16 protein-coding genes are annotated in these 14,955 nt (G+C 61.6%); 4 read left to right on the top strand and 12 right to left on the bottom strand.

The features are described from left to right. The coding region (locus CRO18_RS18095; protein WP_143128690.1) for a site-specific integrase at positions 1 to 774 on the top strand (774 nt) is incomplete at its 5' end. A gap of 648 nt (positions 775 to 1,422) precedes the next feature. Here CRO18_RS18095 and CRO18_RS18100 read toward each other — a convergent pair. The 7 genes from CRO18_RS18100 to CRO18_RS18130 all read right to left on the bottom strand — a co-directional run bounded on the left by CRO18_RS18100 (position 1,423) and on the right by CRO18_RS18130 (position 8,341). Further along, the gene (locus tag CRO18_RS18100) at positions 1,423 to 2,034 is read right to left on the bottom strand and encodes a hypothetical protein (RefSeq protein WP_097083178.1); all 612 of its coding nucleotides are present in this window, start codon (positions 2,032 to 2,034) and stop codon (positions 1,423 to 1,425) included. 2 nt (positions 2,035 to 2,036) lie between these two features. Beyond that, complete coding sequence (locus CRO18_RS18105) at positions 2,037 to 3,014, bottom strand: ABC transporter permease (RefSeq protein WP_097083179.1); 978 nt, start codon at positions 3,012 to 3,014, stop codon at positions 2,037 to 2,039. Beyond that, complete coding sequence (locus CRO18_RS18110) at positions 3,007 to 3,939, bottom strand: ABC transporter permease (RefSeq protein ID WP_097083180.1); 933 nt, start codon at positions 3,937 to 3,939, stop codon at positions 3,007 to 3,009. The genes CRO18_RS18105 and CRO18_RS18110 overlap by 8 nt, the downstream gene beginning before the upstream one ends. Then, positions 3,936 to 4,682 (bottom strand): ABC transporter ATP-binding protein, encoded by a 747-nt coding sequence (locus CRO18_RS18115; protein WP_097083181.1) that lies wholly within the window; start codon positions 4,680 to 4,682, stop codon positions 3,936 to 3,938. Before CRO18_RS18115 ends, CRO18_RS18110 begins: the two co-directional genes overlap by 4 nt. A 158-nt stretch (positions 4,683 to 4,840) precedes the next feature. Next, positions 4,841 to 5,638: a hypothetical protein gene (locus tag CRO18_RS18120; protein WP_212710199.1), complete on the bottom strand. Its 798-nt coding sequence runs from the start codon at positions 5,636 to 5,638 to the stop codon at positions 4,841 to 4,843. 4 nt (positions 5,639 to 5,642) lie between these two features. After that, on the bottom strand, positions 5,643 to 6,254 hold the full coding sequence (locus CRO18_RS18125) for a hypothetical protein (RefSeq protein ID WP_097083182.1): 612 nt from the start codon (positions 6,252 to 6,254) through the stop codon (positions 5,643 to 5,645). Positions 6,255 to 6,346: 92 nt separating this feature from the next. Then, positions 6,347 to 8,341, bottom strand: a complete 1,995-nt coding sequence (locus tag CRO18_RS18130; RefSeq protein WP_170952735.1) for a bifunctional DedA family/phosphatase PAP2 family protein — start codon at positions 8,339 to 8,341, stop codon at positions 6,347 to 6,349. 142 nt (positions 8,342 to 8,483) lie between these two features. On the opposite strand from CRO18_RS18130, the gene CRO18_RS18135 reads away from it, so the two are divergent. Next, positions 8,484 to 9,158, top strand: a complete 675-nt coding sequence (locus tag CRO18_RS18135; RefSeq protein WP_097083184.1) for a response regulator transcription factor — start codon at positions 8,484 to 8,486, stop codon at positions 9,156 to 9,158. Next, a complete protein-coding gene (locus tag CRO18_RS18140) occupies positions 9,155 to 10,510 on the top strand; it encodes a HAMP domain-containing sensor histidine kinase (RefSeq protein WP_097083185.1) in 1,356 nt (451 codons plus the stop codon). The genes CRO18_RS18135 and CRO18_RS18140 overlap by 4 nt, the downstream gene beginning before the upstream one ends. Before the next feature lie 64 nt (positions 10,511 to 10,574). On the opposite strand, the gene CRO18_RS18145 is transcribed toward CRO18_RS18140, so the two are convergent. The 4 genes from CRO18_RS18145 to CRO18_RS18160 are packed head-to-tail and all read right to left on the bottom strand — an operon-like array spanning position 10,575 to position 12,452. Then, complete coding sequence (locus CRO18_RS18145) at positions 10,575 to 11,063, bottom strand: helix-turn-helix transcriptional regulator (protein ID WP_097083186.1); 489 nt, start codon at positions 11,061 to 11,063, stop codon at positions 10,575 to 10,577. Further along, a complete protein-coding gene (locus CRO18_RS18150; RefSeq protein ID WP_097083187.1) occupies positions 11,060 to 11,770 on the bottom strand; it encodes a cytochrome b/b6 domain-containing protein in 711 nt (236 codons plus the stop codon). Before CRO18_RS18150 ends, CRO18_RS18145 begins: the two co-directional genes overlap by 4 nt. Then, positions 11,770 to 12,027: a PepSY domain-containing protein gene (locus CRO18_RS18155; protein ID WP_097083188.1), complete on the bottom strand. Its 258-nt coding sequence runs from the start codon at positions 12,025 to 12,027 to the stop codon at positions 11,770 to 11,772. Before CRO18_RS18155 ends, CRO18_RS18150 begins: the two co-directional genes overlap by 1 nt. After that, on the bottom strand, positions 12,024 to 12,452 hold the full coding sequence (locus tag CRO18_RS18160; RefSeq protein WP_097083189.1) for a hypothetical protein: 429 nt from the start codon (positions 12,450 to 12,452) through the stop codon (positions 12,024 to 12,026). The genes CRO18_RS18155 and CRO18_RS18160 overlap by 4 nt, the downstream gene beginning before the upstream one ends. Before the next feature lie 356 nt (positions 12,453 to 12,808). Between CRO18_RS18160 and CRO18_RS18165 the strand changes: the two genes are divergently transcribed. Next, entirely contained in the window at positions 12,809 to 14,392 is a 1,584-nt protein-coding gene (locus tag CRO18_RS18165) for an ABC-F family ATP-binding cassette domain-containing protein (RefSeq protein ID WP_097083190.1), read from the top strand. 141 nt (positions 14,393 to 14,533) lie between these two features. On the opposite strand, the gene CRO18_RS19270 is transcribed toward CRO18_RS18165, so the two are convergent. Further along, a complete protein-coding gene (locus CRO18_RS19270; protein ID WP_097083191.1) occupies positions 14,534 to 14,836 on the bottom strand; it encodes a DUF2169 domain-containing protein in 303 nt (100 codons plus the stop codon). Positions 14,837 to 14,955: the final 119 nt, after the last annotated feature.

The raw sequence follows: 14,955 nt of genomic DNA on the forward strand, positions 1-14,955 counted from the left end.
GTGACTAAGATGCAGGCTGACATCGCTGCTGGGAAGACCGCCAAGAAACGCAAGGGACGCGGCGGCGTGACTACGGGAGGCAAGGGTGTGGCTAACCGCGCTGTCGTTATATTGGGCGCAATTCTCAACCATGGTATTCGCCACGATATCCTGACCCGTAATGTAGCTGATGGGGTGAAAAGGGAAGCCGTCCGCAAACGAACCCGGTTCCTCTCTTTCGACGAATTGAGGGCCTTGGGCCGCATCTTTGACGATAGTCCCGCGGAACCCACATCTGGTCTCAATGCTATCCGCTTTCTGCTGTTGACCGGTTTTCGTCGCAACGAAGGCCTCACGCTCAAGGGACAGTATTGCCTGCCTGAGAAAGGTACCATTTCGCTTATCGACACCAAGACTGGGGCCCAAGTGCGCGCTGTCGGGAAAGCCGCCTTCGACGGGCTGGACATTGCCTCCAAAGAATGGGTCTTCCCCGCAGAACGTGGCGAGGGACACTTTGTTGGGCTTCCTAAGTGCTTGAAACGCGTTTGCGCGGAGGCAGGCATTCAGGGCGTCTCAGCACACACTCTCCGGCATACTTTCGCTTCGGTCGCAGCAACCCTCGGATACTCCGAGCTGACCATCGCTGGCCTTCTTGGTCATGCCGCGGGGAGTGTCACCGCAGGTTATGCGCATGTGGCCGATGCCGCTCTAGTTTCTGCCGCGAACCACGTATCCGATGTAATCGCTCGCGCCCTAGCGGGAGATCACATAGAAGGTGAACTCTTCCCTAGTTGAATACCTTAAGCCCACATCCGTACCGGAGTGCGCGCATTCCGCAGAGAGTAAGCTAACATCATTGATATTTAGAGAATTTTCGCTGTTCCCCTCGTTAAGTAGGCCTGAGAAACAGGGGAAGCAGCAAGGCATAGTGGCCTGCCAATAGGGCGGCGTGACGCTCTGATCGACACGAAGGGCGGTTTGCCGACTGTGAGGTTGCAGCATTGCAGGCGCAGAAATCCGCGATAACCGCCGTTCGCGGCTAGCGCAGCCATCTCTGCGCCGCGTAGTCTGCAGTCATTGCGATTAGCCGGGTAGCACCTTGCAAGGCCTATGCACCTGCTGCTAGCCACCCAATTTAGCCCATCCCTCCGCAGTGAGCGTCCGAACAGTTCATAAAAAGATGGTCAGCAGCGCTCCGAGATGTCACTCCTGAAGCACGAAGGACCCGCGCGTTCTCATCTTTAAGGCAACACATCGCCACTGTGATTGCGTTGAAAGGATATCTGCAGACCGACAGGTCCGTTGAGCCGGCAGAACGAAGGGCTGCGAGAGATTTGACGAAATGTGCGCGACCAAATCTGGGGATCTTGTCATTGGCGCCTGAGTGGCCCCTTTAATCCAGTGTGTGAGTTGCCCCCGTGGGGGAGCAACTCAGCGTGCGGTTCAGTCGGCCTGTTCGGCTCCGCCGGCATCTTTGTTGACGCTGGCCGTGACTGCTGCTTGCCCCGGCAATTGAAGCGTGACCGTCATCACCTTGGCCGATTGGCTGGTGACATAGATCGAGTTCGGATTGGCGCGCAGATGATCGGGGGCACCGCTTGCATCTACGTGAATCCGGGCCGCGCCCCCGGCAGGCACGGTGACCGTCGGGTGATAGATCGTGGCTTCTTGCGCGCCGGTGTCATTGTCGGTCAGCGTGGTGTAAAGCGTGAAACCCGAAAGCGGCGTGGGGCCGTCATTCACCACCTCGATTTCCAGATGGTCGGGCGCGTCTTTATGCGCGACCGGATCGATGTTGTTTTCCACCAGCAGCTCGCCGATGTGAAAGCTCGGCACCGTGCCGCCTGCCGTGATCGGGCTCTGAGCAAAAGTGGGGGCTTTGTCGGCCAGATCATTGGCCCCATCACCATCGGTATCTGGGTTTTGCGGGTCGGTGTGCAAAAGCGGCTCGGCCATATCGGGCACACCATCTTGGTCGGCATCGGTTTGCGCCGCATGAGCGGTTCCGGCGATCAGCATCAGGCCCATGGCCATTGCGGTAAGGGTCTTGGTCATCGTCAGCTCTCCTTTGAAAGACGATCAGCACGGATCGGTCGGGCGAGCACCAGCCCCCCCAGACCGAGGGTAAAAAAGATCAAAAACAGCGCATCGCCACGCTTCTCGACCAAGATCGGGCCAAGCGGTTTGCCGGTGTAGCTGTCTTTGATGCCGAGCACCGCGAAGGCGAGGCGCTCGTAATGTTTGGTTGGCGAGGAGATCTCGATCCCGTTGCGCAGGGTCTCATAGGCCGCAAAGCCCTGTTTGATGCGGTTTTGTTCGGTTTTGGGCACCGCAAGCTGGGCAAAAACGCCGCCGGCTACTTGGTTGTCGGGGTCGAGCGTGTCGCCCACCTGTGGCGCGACCAGCACCACCAAAAGCCACAGCGCAAAGGCGGAAATCAGCCCCGTCGCGGGAGATTTCAGCCACAGGCTGAGCGCAAAACCCACGGCAAAGATGCCGGTAAGGTAGAGCGACGACGCCCCCCAGATCAGCGCAAGCCGCATCACATCATCGGGCCCAAGCCCAACGCCAAACCCTGCGGCCAGTGCGGCAGTGCTGGCGGCGAAGACCACGGCCAGCGCCACCGAAACGAGCCCCGCGCCGCCCACAAGCTTTGCCGCGATGAACTGCCAATTCGCCAAAGGTCGGGTCAGGATCAGCGTCAGCGTTTGGCGGCCGCGTTCTTCTACGGCAGCACGGTAACCCGCCACCAGCGCGATCACCGCGCCCATGATTTCAATCTGCTCGATTGTGCCCCGCAAAAGTTTGAGTGGGTAAAATTCTGGCGCGGCGATCGCCCCAAGGTCTTTGCCCAAAGCCAAAAGCTGGGCTTTGGCGGCGGCATAGGTGGCCACATCGGTGCGCAGCGCCACAATGCCCGTGCCCAGCGAGATCAGCGCGGCGATCAAAAGCGCCAGCGTCGCGATGAACAAAAAGCGGTCACGCAGCGCCACCTTGGCATCTTTGCGCGCAATGGTGAGGATCGCGTTAGGCATCGGGGCCTCCTTTGGTCATGTCGAGGGTGAGACCCGCCCGAAGCGCCGCGCCGAAAGCCAGCGCCCCGGCCACAAGCAGCACCACAAGCGGCGGCACGGCACCGCGCGGCGCGAGGCCAGCAGGCAGATAGCCTAAGAGATCGGCGCTCATGTATTGAAAGGCTTCGCCAAGCGAGAGCGGCCCGATCAGCGCCGAGGTCCAATCGAAGGCGACAGACTGCGGCGGGGCGGCAAGGGCCGAGACCGGATTGATCGCGGCGGTGGGCAGGATGTTGCCGGTGAGCGCGGGCAAGACGAAAGTGACGATCAACCAAAGCACCACCGGGGCCAAGAGCCCTGAGGTCTCGGACTGCGCGCGGGCGGTCGCGGCTTGCGCCACGAGGCCAAAGGTCATCATGTAAAGCCAGCCCAGCCCGAAAAAAGCGGCCAGGCGCGCCCATTCGGCCCCGCTTACCTGCACCGAAGGCAGGATCAGAAGCGTTGCCGCGCCAATTGCCGCCGCCAGCGCCGCAAGGCCACCCACCGCAATCGCCAAGGCCGCGATTTTGCCGCAGGCATAATCCAGCCGGTCAAGCGGGCGGGTGCCGATCAGCGGCAAGACCCCGGCGCGGCGCTCCGCTTCGATGCTGCGATGACCGATCAAAAGCGCGGAAAACGCGCCGATCAGGCTGATGTAGATGGTCAGGTTGCGCAACAGCGCCAGCGCGGTGGTTTGCGTCACCGGGTTTGGTGGCGCGGGCTGGCCCTGCGCGGCGAACCAATTCACGGCGCTCGCATAAATGGCATCAACCGTCGTGGTGGCGGACCAGCCCAGAAAGGCCGACACGAGCACCAGCACCGCAAACAGCACGGCAATGAGCGCAATCAGCCTTTCGCGGATCAGGGCCGCCAAGGTTTGACGACGGATCAAGGCAGTGGCGCTCATGCCGCTTCCTCCGTCTGTGGCACGAGGCCGAGATAGAGTTCTTCAAGTGCAACGGCATCGCCCCAGCGCGCGCCCAAAGCCTCGGCCCGGTCGTGAAACACCAGCCGCCCATGCGCCAAAACGCCGATCGATGTGCAAGACCGCGCCACCTCACCCAAAGCATGGGTGTTCATGAAAATCGTCATGCCTTGCGCATTGAGCGCCGCAATCGCCTCGCGCAGCATCCGCACCCCCATCGGGTCGAGACCAGAGGCGGGTTCGTCCAAAAACAGCACCTCGGGGCGATGCACCACGGCTTGCGCAAGGCCAACGCGTTGGCGCATCCCTTTGGAGAAACTGCCCACACGGCGATCAGCGAGCGCGCGGATATCTAGAAACTCCATCACCTCCTCAACCCGCGCGCGCGGATCATCGACTTGGGACAGATCGGCAAAGAAGCGCAGGTTTTCGCGCGTGGTGAGGGCATCATAAAGGCGCACGTTTTCGGGCAGATAGCCAATCGCGCGGCGCAGTTGCACCGGGTTGCGGGTGATGTCGCAGCCCGCCACAGTGGCACTGCCTGAACTGGGCAGCATCAGCGTGGTCAAAAGCCGGATCGTGGTGGTTTTGCCCGCGCCATTATGGCCCAGAAAGCCGAAAATCTCGCCCTTCGGGATCTGCAAATCCAGCGGATGCAGCGCGGTGAAATCATCGTAGCGGGCGCAGAGCGCACGGGTGGAAATGGCAAATTCGGTTTGGGTCATCGGGGTCTCCTTTGGCTTGAGGAGAAGATGACAGAGACAAGCCATCGCGATGTCTGCGGCGCTTTACAAAGCTGTAAGAACCCAAGTTTGTGGCGACATCGCATAAAAAAGCCCTCCGCTCCTGGGGGAGAGCGGAGGGTGCCGGCGGGAGTGGTGGCTTAGAAAGACCGCCGGCGAAGGGTCATGGCCGCGACGGTAACGGCGATGACCGACAGGAACCCCAGACTGGTGGGAATGGTGCCAAAGCCCATGCCGCCGTAGTCTTGCGGCTGCGAGAGCAGGTCGCCAAAGGAGGCGCCCAAGGGCCGGGTGAAGATGTAGCACAGCCAAAACGCCCAGAGACCATCGAGTTTGAGCGCGAAATAGCCAGAGGCGAGCGAGGCGATGATCAGCCCGAACAGCGTGCCGGTGGCGAGATAACCAAGCCCGAATTGTTCGGCCACCATGTCGCCTGCGGCGGTGCCAAGCGCGAAGGTAAAGAGAATGGCGAGCCAGTAGAAACCCTCGCGCCTTGCGGTGAAGACCGCGTGGATCGAGAGGGTGCGCTCGACCGCGAACCAAGCCGCGAAGGTGGCACCAAGAGCAAGGGTGAAGGCGATGGTGGAGGTCATCAGCGGCACGCCAAACGCGTCGGTGAGGTTGTCTGTCACCAGCGTGCCGACGATCGAGATCAGCACCACCGCCGACCAGTAAACGGCGGGCACATAACGCTGTTGTGCGAATTGCGTGCGCAGCACGAGGGCCAAGATTGCGCCCATGATCAGCGTGGTGGCGGTGAGGCCAAGGCCAAGGTTGACCGCCAGATAATCGGCGGCAGTTTCGCCCATCGTCACCGCCATCAGCTTGATCAGCCAAAAGCCCGGAGTGACTTCAGGGACGCGGTTCGGGGTGTCGGGGGCGAAGACCTCGACCGCACCGGGGCCAGTCTCTTGCATCGCAGTCTCTTGCAGGGTCATTGGCTCAGCCTTTCAGTTGCGCAAGCGCCTGCGCGGCAAAAGCATCGGCGCGGGTGTCGTCATCGGCGTTGCAGCGTTCAAGCGCCTTGGCCTGCAAATCGGCGACCTCAGCAGGGGCGACGTTGGTGCCAAGCGTGGTGCGCACCTGCCCGATCATCTCTTCGCACGGCAGCGGGTGGCCACTGGCATCGGTCACATCAATGCCCGCGACCTGTTGCACGGGGCCAAAGCTTTGCGGCACAGGGGCAACAAGCACGGCTTGCAAATGCGTGAGCGCAGTGGCGATTTTGGCCGGGTCGGGGCTTTTGGCGCGCAGGGCCGAAAACGCGCCATCCGCCGCGCCGTCAACCGCGCCCCAAGCGCTCGGATCCGCCTTACGCAAGGCGCTCGCATTATCATCCCAGAGCGTTTCAAGGTCGGTGATCCGATGCTCGGCCCCAGAGAGGTCGCCCGCATCGGCCATCGCCTGCGTATCGGAAACGATGGCGCTATAGGCGGACAGATCTCCAAGCCCCGAACTGGACGCGGCGGGTGGCGCAAGAAGCGCGGTCTCGACAAGCGCGAAGCCCGCGACAGGCACCGCGATCAGCGCGACGGAAAGCAGAAGGTTTCTCATGATATCCTTGGGAAGATCGTTGCATCTGACCAAGATGTGCCAAAGCCCATGCCGCTTTCCTTCGCATGCGATTTACAAAACCGTAAATCCGATCACGGCAGCGTTATGACCGGTAAAGCAGCGGGCGCGGCCTCCATGACTTTGGCGAGTTGCGCTGCCACGTCGGGTGCGGGGCGGGCATGGTCGAGATAAAGCCCATCATCGCGGGTAAGGGCCGCGAGCCAAAGCCTGCGCCCCGAGGCGTCGGCAAAATGCGTTTGCCACAACCTTAGCCGGGGCGTGTCGGCAGGCTCTTCGGCTGGCGGTGCGCTTAGCGCAAAAACATTGGCGCGGGTTTGCCAAAACAATGGGGCCAAGGCTGCATCTGCTGCGCCTTGATCTTTCAAATCCCCCCAAAAGGCTTGCGCCAAGCTTTGGGGCGAGGCTTTGGTGGCCAAGGTCCAACCCTGTGCTTCAAGTGCTTGACGCAGGGCATCGGACGAAGGGCTCAAAACGGCGAGCGAAAGAGGCAGTTGATCGTTTCCGGTCAGCGTTTCGGCTTGCAGCGGCAAGGCCGATGTTCCGAGCTGCAAAGCCGGGGCATCGAGCATAACAACGGCGGTCGGTTCCGGGCGGGCTTTGAGGGGTTTGGCGTAGCTTGCAACCCGCGTGCCCGCATAGCCCAGAAGACCAAGCGAAATCAGCGCCGCAAAAAGCAGTTGCGGTCGGGGCAAGTGATAAGACGCGGGCGGCGCAGCGCTTTCCCGCCATTCCGCCACGGCGATCCCGGCCAGCAGGCACAAGGCCCCCAAGATCCAGCCCGCCAGCACATCTGATAGATAATGCTCAACAAGGTAGAGGCGGCTCAGCCCAATCAAAAACGCCGTCATCGCCGCGAGAAAAGCCGCCGTCATCGGACCAAGCCATTTCAGCCGCCACAGAATGTAGAAAAGCATCCCGAAAAACGCGACGCTGAACGCCGCATGGCCGGAGGGAAAACTGCCGGAGCCCTCGACAAAATAGCCAAGGCTGGAGCGCGGGCGGCCAAAAGCATGTTTGGCGATCGACACCGCGGTTAGATCGGTAAGGCCCGCGACCAGAAAGCCCCAAAACAACGCCGGGCGGCGCGAGAGCAGAACCCAAAGCGCGACAAGCGCCAAAAGAGCCAGACCAACCCCCTTGTCACCCAAGGCGGTGATATGCGTGAAAAGCGCAATCAAGCCTGGTGTCCAAAACAAATGCATCAGTTGCGCAAGACGGGCATCAATTTGAACAATCGGCTCGGCCATCACAAAATCACGCGCGAGGTCTGAGCCAAGAGCCAGCAACCCCACGCCCCCCAGCGCCAAGAAGCTGGCCGGTAGGCCCGCAAAATGGCTGCGGTCGAGCCGAGCAGCGATGAACCGGGCCGTTTTCGGATGGCGCGCGCCGAAATCTTGCGCCTGCGGGTGCAGCGCGATGCGATCCAAAAGCCCGCCTAGCATTTGCAATACCGGCCCCAGCCCTCGATCGAGCCGCTTGAGCCCCGACCAAATTGCAAAGGTCACCACCACCAGACCAAGCGCAAACAAGGCGTTGCGCGTCAACACCGGCGAAAGATGCGTAAGCCCGCGCCCCAGCGCATAGCCAAGCCCAACATGGGCGACCGCATAGGGAATGCCGCTTGCAACATTCCATAGGCGAAACCGGCGCGCGTCCATCCCCGCGATCGCAGCGGCAAAGGGCACAAGCGCCGCCACCGGCCCCGCAAAGCGCCCGAGCACCAGCGCAAAGCCCCCACGGCGCGCAAACAACCGCTCAGCGCGCGCATAGGCAGGCATTTTCTCAACCGCCCACCGCCCCTTGAGCCCCGCGCGCAGATGCCGCCCGGCCCAAAACGTGGCCTCACCTCCAAGCATGGAGCCGATCGCCACGAACCACATCAGATCAAACACATCGAGCACGCCCCGCTCTGCTAAAAAGCCCCCTGCTTCAACAACAAGCGTGCCCGGAAGAAAGATGCCGGTGAGCACAAAAGCCTCAAGCGCGGCCGCTGCTCCAATGCCCCAATAGGCAAAAAGACCAAGCGCGGTGAGAGATGGCAGGATTTGGGCAATTGAAAGCGTCATGGGAAGTCCTTCTCGGCATTGCCTCGATATGGACGCGCCAATTCTGCTGCGGCTCACGCAGTTCTTACAAAAGTGTAAGAAATCGATCAGGGCAGGGCCATTCGGGCGTGACAGAAGCAGCCAAGCAAAGGAAACTCCTGCCATGAAAATTCTGATTGCCGAAGATGATGCCGAAACCGGCGCCTATCTGCGCAAAGGCCTTCTGGGCGAGGGCCATGCGGTCGATCTCTTACACGATGGTCGGGAGGCTTTGGCGCAGGCCACCTCTGCTCCCTATGAGCTTTTCATCTTTGACCGGATGATGCCGGGGCTCGATGGTTTGGCACTGCTTAAAGCGCTGCGCGCCGCGCAAATTGCGACGCCCACGATTTTGCTCACCGCGATGGGGAGTGTTGAAGACAAGGTGGCCGGGTTGCGCGCCGGGGCCGACGATTACATGGTCAAGCCCTTTGCCTTCGTCGAACTTTTGGCGCGGATTGACACAATCGCCCGCCGCCCCGCGTTGCGCGCCGAAGTGACCGAACTCATTCAAGGGGATTTGCGGCTTGATCTTTTGGCGCGCGAAGCTTGGCGCGAGGGCCAAAAGATCGAACTGCAACCGCGCGAGTTTTTGCTGCTGCGCCACTTCATGGAACGCCCCGGTCGCGTGCAAACCAAGACGATCTTGCTTGAAGCGGTTTGGGACATTCACTTCGATCCGAAAACAAGCGTGGTCGAAACCCATATCAGCCGGTTGCGCGGCAAGATCGATAAGCCGTTCAACAAGCCGTATCTGAGCACATTGCACGGTATCGGCTACGTGTTTGACCCGTCATGAAACGCTCGCTCACATGGTCGATGCGCTTTGCATTGGCGATTTCAGCTGTCTTTGCGCTGGCTGCTTTGGCGGCGGGAGGGATCGCTTATGTGCTGCAATACCAAGAGATGGCGCAGCGCTTGGCCGCCGAGGTTATCTCAGAAACCAATGCCTTAGCACTTTCCGCGCGCGATGGTGATTTGCAGGATTTGACCGATCAGGTCGCTGCGCGCGCTTCGGTGAGCCCCGATGGCAGCCAGATTGTGGCCTTTGTGCCGGTTGGCGATGGCGCTGCGCAAGGCAATGTGCGGGTGTATGCGCCCTTCGAGGGCCTGCGCCATTTGCAAACCGGCTACGATTTGACCCTGATAGGCGCCAATGCAAACCCGCCAGAGGGGTTTGTTGCTTATGGAATGAGCCTCCCCGAAGGCTGGATTGTAACCGGGCGCGACGATGCTTGGCTGAGCGAGCAGACCGAAATTTTGACGACCAGCTTTGGCTGGGGGCTCGGCCTTGCCGCACTGTTTTCGACTGTTTTTGCCGTGTTCATTGCCCGGCGCACCGAGGCACGGATTGCGCAGATGGAGGCCGTTCTTGAGGCCGTTGGCGCAGGCGAGCACGGGTTGCGCATCCGCGACGAGGGGCGTGATGACGTGGCCCGTCTTGCACAAAGCGTGGATGCGGCGCTTGATCAACTTGAGGCCGGCATTACCGCAATTCGGCAGGTCTCCACCGATGTGGCACATGATCTGCGCGCGCCCTTGGCGCGACTGCGGTTGCGGCTGGAGCCTGTGGCGATGGATGCCACGCAGCCCAAGGGAACACGGCAAGAAATCGGCAAAGCGCTTGAGGATTTGGATCAAATCTCGGGCACGTTTGACGCGATCTTGCGGCTGGCGCGGATGCAGGCTGGCATGGTCGAAATCGCCCATGAGCCCGTCGATTTGGCGGCGCTGTGCGGTGATGTTTTCGAGATGATGGCGGCGAGCGCGGAAGATATGGGGCATGATCTCCGCGTTGAGATCGTCGCCCCTGCAACGGTCACTGGTGATCGCGCCCTTCTGGGACAAGCGCTCGTCAACCTGATCGACAATGCGTTACGGCATTGCCCCGCCCCCGCGCGCATTACCTTGATGCTTCAAGGCGGCGCAGAGACAGTGCTTGCGGTGCGCGACGACGGCCCCGGCATCCCCGAGGCTGATCTGGCACGGGTGCGCGAGCGGTTCGTCCGACTTGAAGCCAGTCGTGCCACGCCGGGCAGCGGGCTGGGCCTCGCGCTTGTCGATACGATCGCCCGGCTGCATGGTGCAGAATTGCACCTCGCCAACACCTCTCCGGGCCTGAGTGCGGCGCTCCTGTTCGGCGCGCGGTAATCCTCCCGAAAACCAACGGCTATTGCTGTGGTCACGCCGCTATGAGCGGGACCCTGTGTGGGTCTCAGCCCAGCAAATCCTCAACAAAAAGCGCTGCGAATTGCGCCCGCCCGGAGACACCCGATTTCGCATAGACGCGCGCCAGTTGCGCCCGCACGGTGCCTGCGGCTGCCCCACGCAACTCAGCTATCTCTGCCACGTCGAGCCCTTTCAGGGCGAACAGCGCCACATCACGCTCGGCGGGCGTCAACCCCCAGCGGGTGAATTGCGCCTCAATCACCTCAGCCAGCGCGCCGCGCGCGACGTCAAGCGCCCGGGCTTGGGCGCGCTGGATCTCAAGCGCGCGGCGCAATTGCCACCCCCCGGCCACAACGCCCGAACTCAGTGCGAAGGCAATGAAGCCCTCGAACAGCGTCTCTGGTCCGGGCCCGTCGCGCAGGATATCGGACGCCGCATCACCCACGAAAAAGAGCACCGCCACCGCCTGCAAAAGCACCACACCAGCAAGAACCGCAGCATGCTTTTGCTCAGTATTAAGCGCTGGCAGCTTCATGCCTTCGGGCCTCTGCTCTTGTCTTTGTCTGCCCGCCGCCAAAGCATTGGCCGCACAAGATTGCGCTTAAGTGCTCGGCTTTCGACCGCCACGCCTGCCACATGCACGGCCGCGAAGATCAAAATTAGGTTTACTGCCAGTTCATGCACGGTTTTGACGACCTTTCGGATATCGCTCCCAGCGCCAGTGTCGTCCGCAGCGGCGGTTTGCACAAGCGCAGACCAGTCTCCCGAAAGCACCGCCGCCTGATCGGCGGCAATCTGCATGGGGGTGCGGGCATCGGTGAGCCAAAGCCCGGTGAGGCAGACAATCAAAAGCCCGCCCCAAAGCGCATAGACCATCATCGCGCCCGCCGGGTTGTGTGACGGATGTTCACGCGGCGGATGCCGCCGGGCCAACCCGTGCAAATGCGCAATCGCGGCGCGTGGCGCGGGCGGAAAGCTCGCGAACCGCGCCTCGATCGGCCCCCAAAGCCCCCAGCCAAACCGCAGCGCAAGGATGGCAAGCACTGCCCAGCCAAGCCCAACATGCAGTGCGCCCCCGGCCTTGGTGAAAAATCCGTTCGCCAGCACGGCAGCGGCGACGCTCCAGTGGCTAAGCCTGATCAGGGGGTCCCAAGTGGGCCGCGCTACGGTGGCGGAGGGGACAGAGCCCCCCGCCGTCCGCGCCGCTGTGCCCGTTTGAGTGAGCTTTCGCGGCACCGACATCAGTCTTTCTCCTTGACCTCAGTGACAGCGCCCGAAGCCGGATCAATCACCACTTCCCAAACCATCTTGGCTTCATCGGTGCAAACCGCTTCGACCTTGCCGTGCTCGGCTTCAAAGTCGGAAACGGTGCAGCCCGTGGCGGCCAATGCCGCAGAGACATCGTTCGGGTTCGTGCCCACGACATCGCCCACAGCGGGCAGGGCCAGCGCGGCGATGGGCGAAAGGATCAGTGCGGTGGCCAGAAGTGTTTTCTTCATCGGATACTCCTTGGTTGAGAACGGCCCGGTTTGTCGAGATGCTCGGGCAAGCCGTGTCGGCTAGGGAAGGAATGGCCGCACAAAACCGCCCCGTCGATGCGCGGGGCGCTGAAATCGGGGCCCATAAGCCGCTGCTTACGAACCCTGCGCCCGGCTTCGAGCTTCGAGCGCCGATCTTGCTCCGCTTTCGTGGATACGAAGATAAGATCGTGGCCATCGAACTTGAGAATGGGTAGGGCGAGACGGAAGTCAGCCGCGAAGTCAAGATTGAGAGGGTTAAGCTGGTGACCGTGCGAGGTGCTCAGGTTTGCCGTGATCTGGAGCTTGCAGAAAACGTGCCGCGTCGCTCGTTGCGTAAAACGGGCAAGCGGAGCCCCTTCAAAACTCTTGTGGCCCAGTTTCGCGATTTGCTGGATTTGCGTCATCAACGCAAGCAACTGGCCTCGCGCGTCTTTGCGAGCGCAATACCGAACACGCGACAGCTGGCTTCAGAACATCTCAGTATTTCGGCCCCATCGCAGCGAATAATCGCTCGCGACTCATCGTGTTTGTGCGGAGACTTACGCTTCGCACTGCGCGACCGACGGCTCGGGGCTTAGCGCGCTGATACGACCGGCCGGGCGTCGAGAAAGGCTTGCCGTAAAGTCTCCGCCCGCGCTGGCTTGCAAAATTGCCGAGCGAACACTACCTGAAAGTTATCCTGCAAACGGAGATGTCAACACCATGGACCTGAACCTCGCCGCCTTCACCCCTTCGGTTTCGCTGCGAGAAGTTCTGCCCCATGCCTGCATCCATTTCCCTCTCCTGCCTGTCTTGGTCCGCGCCTGACGGCAGGCCGCTTCTTAACGATCTCAACCTGACCTTTGGCCCAGAGCGCACCGGCATCGTCGGGCGCAATGGAGCGGGGAAGAGCACAATCCTTCGCCTGATTTCGGGGGAGATTCATCCCACTTTCGGGCAGGTGCGGGTGACCGGCTCCATCGCGATGATGCGTCAGGACGTGATGGAGCGTCCAGACGATACCGTCGCCGATCTATTCGGTGTGCGCAGCGCGCTCGATCTGCTGGACCGGGCCGAGGCCGGGCTTGCGGATGCCGAGGAACTGGCCCGGGCGGATTGGACTTTGTCCGCGCGGATTGAGACCGCACTTTTGCGCTGTGGCCTGTTGGCCGGGCCGCAGACGCCGCTGGGGACGCTATCGGGCGGCCAGCGCAGCCGCGCCGCCCTTGCCACCCTGATCCTTGCCGAGCCGGAATTCCTGTTGCTAGACGAGCCGACGAACAATCTCGACCGTGAAGGGCGACGGGCGGTGATAGACCTAATCCAGCGCTGGACGGGCGGCGCAATCATCGTCAGCCATGACCGCGAGCTTCTGGAGGAAATGGACGCCATCGTCGAACTTACCTCGCTTGGTGTGAAACGATATGGCGGGAATTACAGCGCTTTCAGGCAACGCAAGGATACAGAATTGGATGCTGCCGCTCGCGACCTAGCGCATGCGGAAAAGTCTCGCTCTGACGCGGCGCGGCGCGCGCAGCAAGCGCACGAGCGCAAGGCCCGCAAAGACGCTGCCGGACACCGCGCGCGGGCGAGGGGCGATCAGCCTAAAATCCTGATGGACGCGGCCAAGGGACGGGCCGAAGCGTCAGGCGGTGCGGTTGCCCGTTTGCGCGATGCCAGACGCGCGGCGGCAGATGTGGCCTTTTCCGCTGCCCGCGAAAAACTCGAAATCCTACGATCGTTCCGCATAGACATCCCCCCGACTGGCCTTGCCCTCGACAGAACGGTGCTGCGACTGAATCGGGTGACCAGCGGCTATGCTCCCGATAAACCTGTGATCCGCGATCTGTCGCTGACTATTGTCGGACCTGAGCGCATTGTCATTGCCGGGCCGAATGGTAGCGGAAAGACGACGCTTTTGAAGATTATCACCGGGCAGATCGTGCCACAAAGCGGCCTCGTGGAACTATCGGTTCCGTTCGCGCTTTTAGATCAGCATGTCCGTCTGCTTGATCCGACCTTGACCCTGCGCGAAAATTTCCAGCGCCTCAACCCGGTGGCGGATACGCATATGGCCCATGCGGCACTGGCCCGGTTCGGTTTCCGCGCAGCGGATGCCTTGCGTCACGCTGGCGAACTGAGCGGGGGCGAGCATATGCGCGCAGGTCTGGCCTGTGCCCTCGGAGCCACCCCAACGCCGAAGTTGCTGATCCTAGATGAGCCGACCAATCACCTTGATCTGTGCGGCATCGCTGCGTTGGAAGCCTCGTTGGCGGCTTATGACGGCGCGGTGGTGGTCATCAGCCATGACACCGCATTTCTTGGAACGCTCGCACCGGACAGGATGATTCATCTCGGGGAATGACCGGTTCGTCCGCACCTCAAACCTTGACCATCCGATTTCGCTGCACAACGTCACGAAAGGCCGATTTGGGGAAGCTGTCCCGCAGCGATGACCAACCCTGTGAACGGCAGGTCCGGGCCGACCATGTCTACGAGGCCAAGATCAACGGCATTGGCGGGAAGCCGACGGTGAGGTTGCGACATCGCAGGCGCAGCAAATCAGCGATAGCGGCCATTCGCTGTCCTGTGTACTACGCTGCCAGTGCCCCTCATGAAACCAATGCGACGGCCCGGTTGCGCGCAGGTGTTTTTCGACCGTGCGCACCCGCAGCCCCGCGCGCAGTTCTGGAACGGTTTCGGGCGCCCGAAACGCTCCTGAAATGGTGACATCGGCGGAGGGCTTGAAGGGAATTAGAGCGGAACAGCGCACCAGCGGCTTGCGGTGTGCCCCTGCCCTCACATTCATCGCGCAACACAAAATCTTGCCTGCCTAAGCGCCCGAAACAGCGCGATCTGCGGAAGCACTGCTCACGGCGTAAAGTCGCAGGTCAAGGCCACCGATATTGCGGCCCGGCATGAAAAGGG

The organism is Rhodobacter sp. JA431, assembly GCF_900217725.1.
GTDB classification, from domain to species: Bacteria; Pseudomonadota; Alphaproteobacteria; order Rhodobacterales; family Rhodobacteraceae; genus Rhodobacter; species Rhodobacter aestuarii.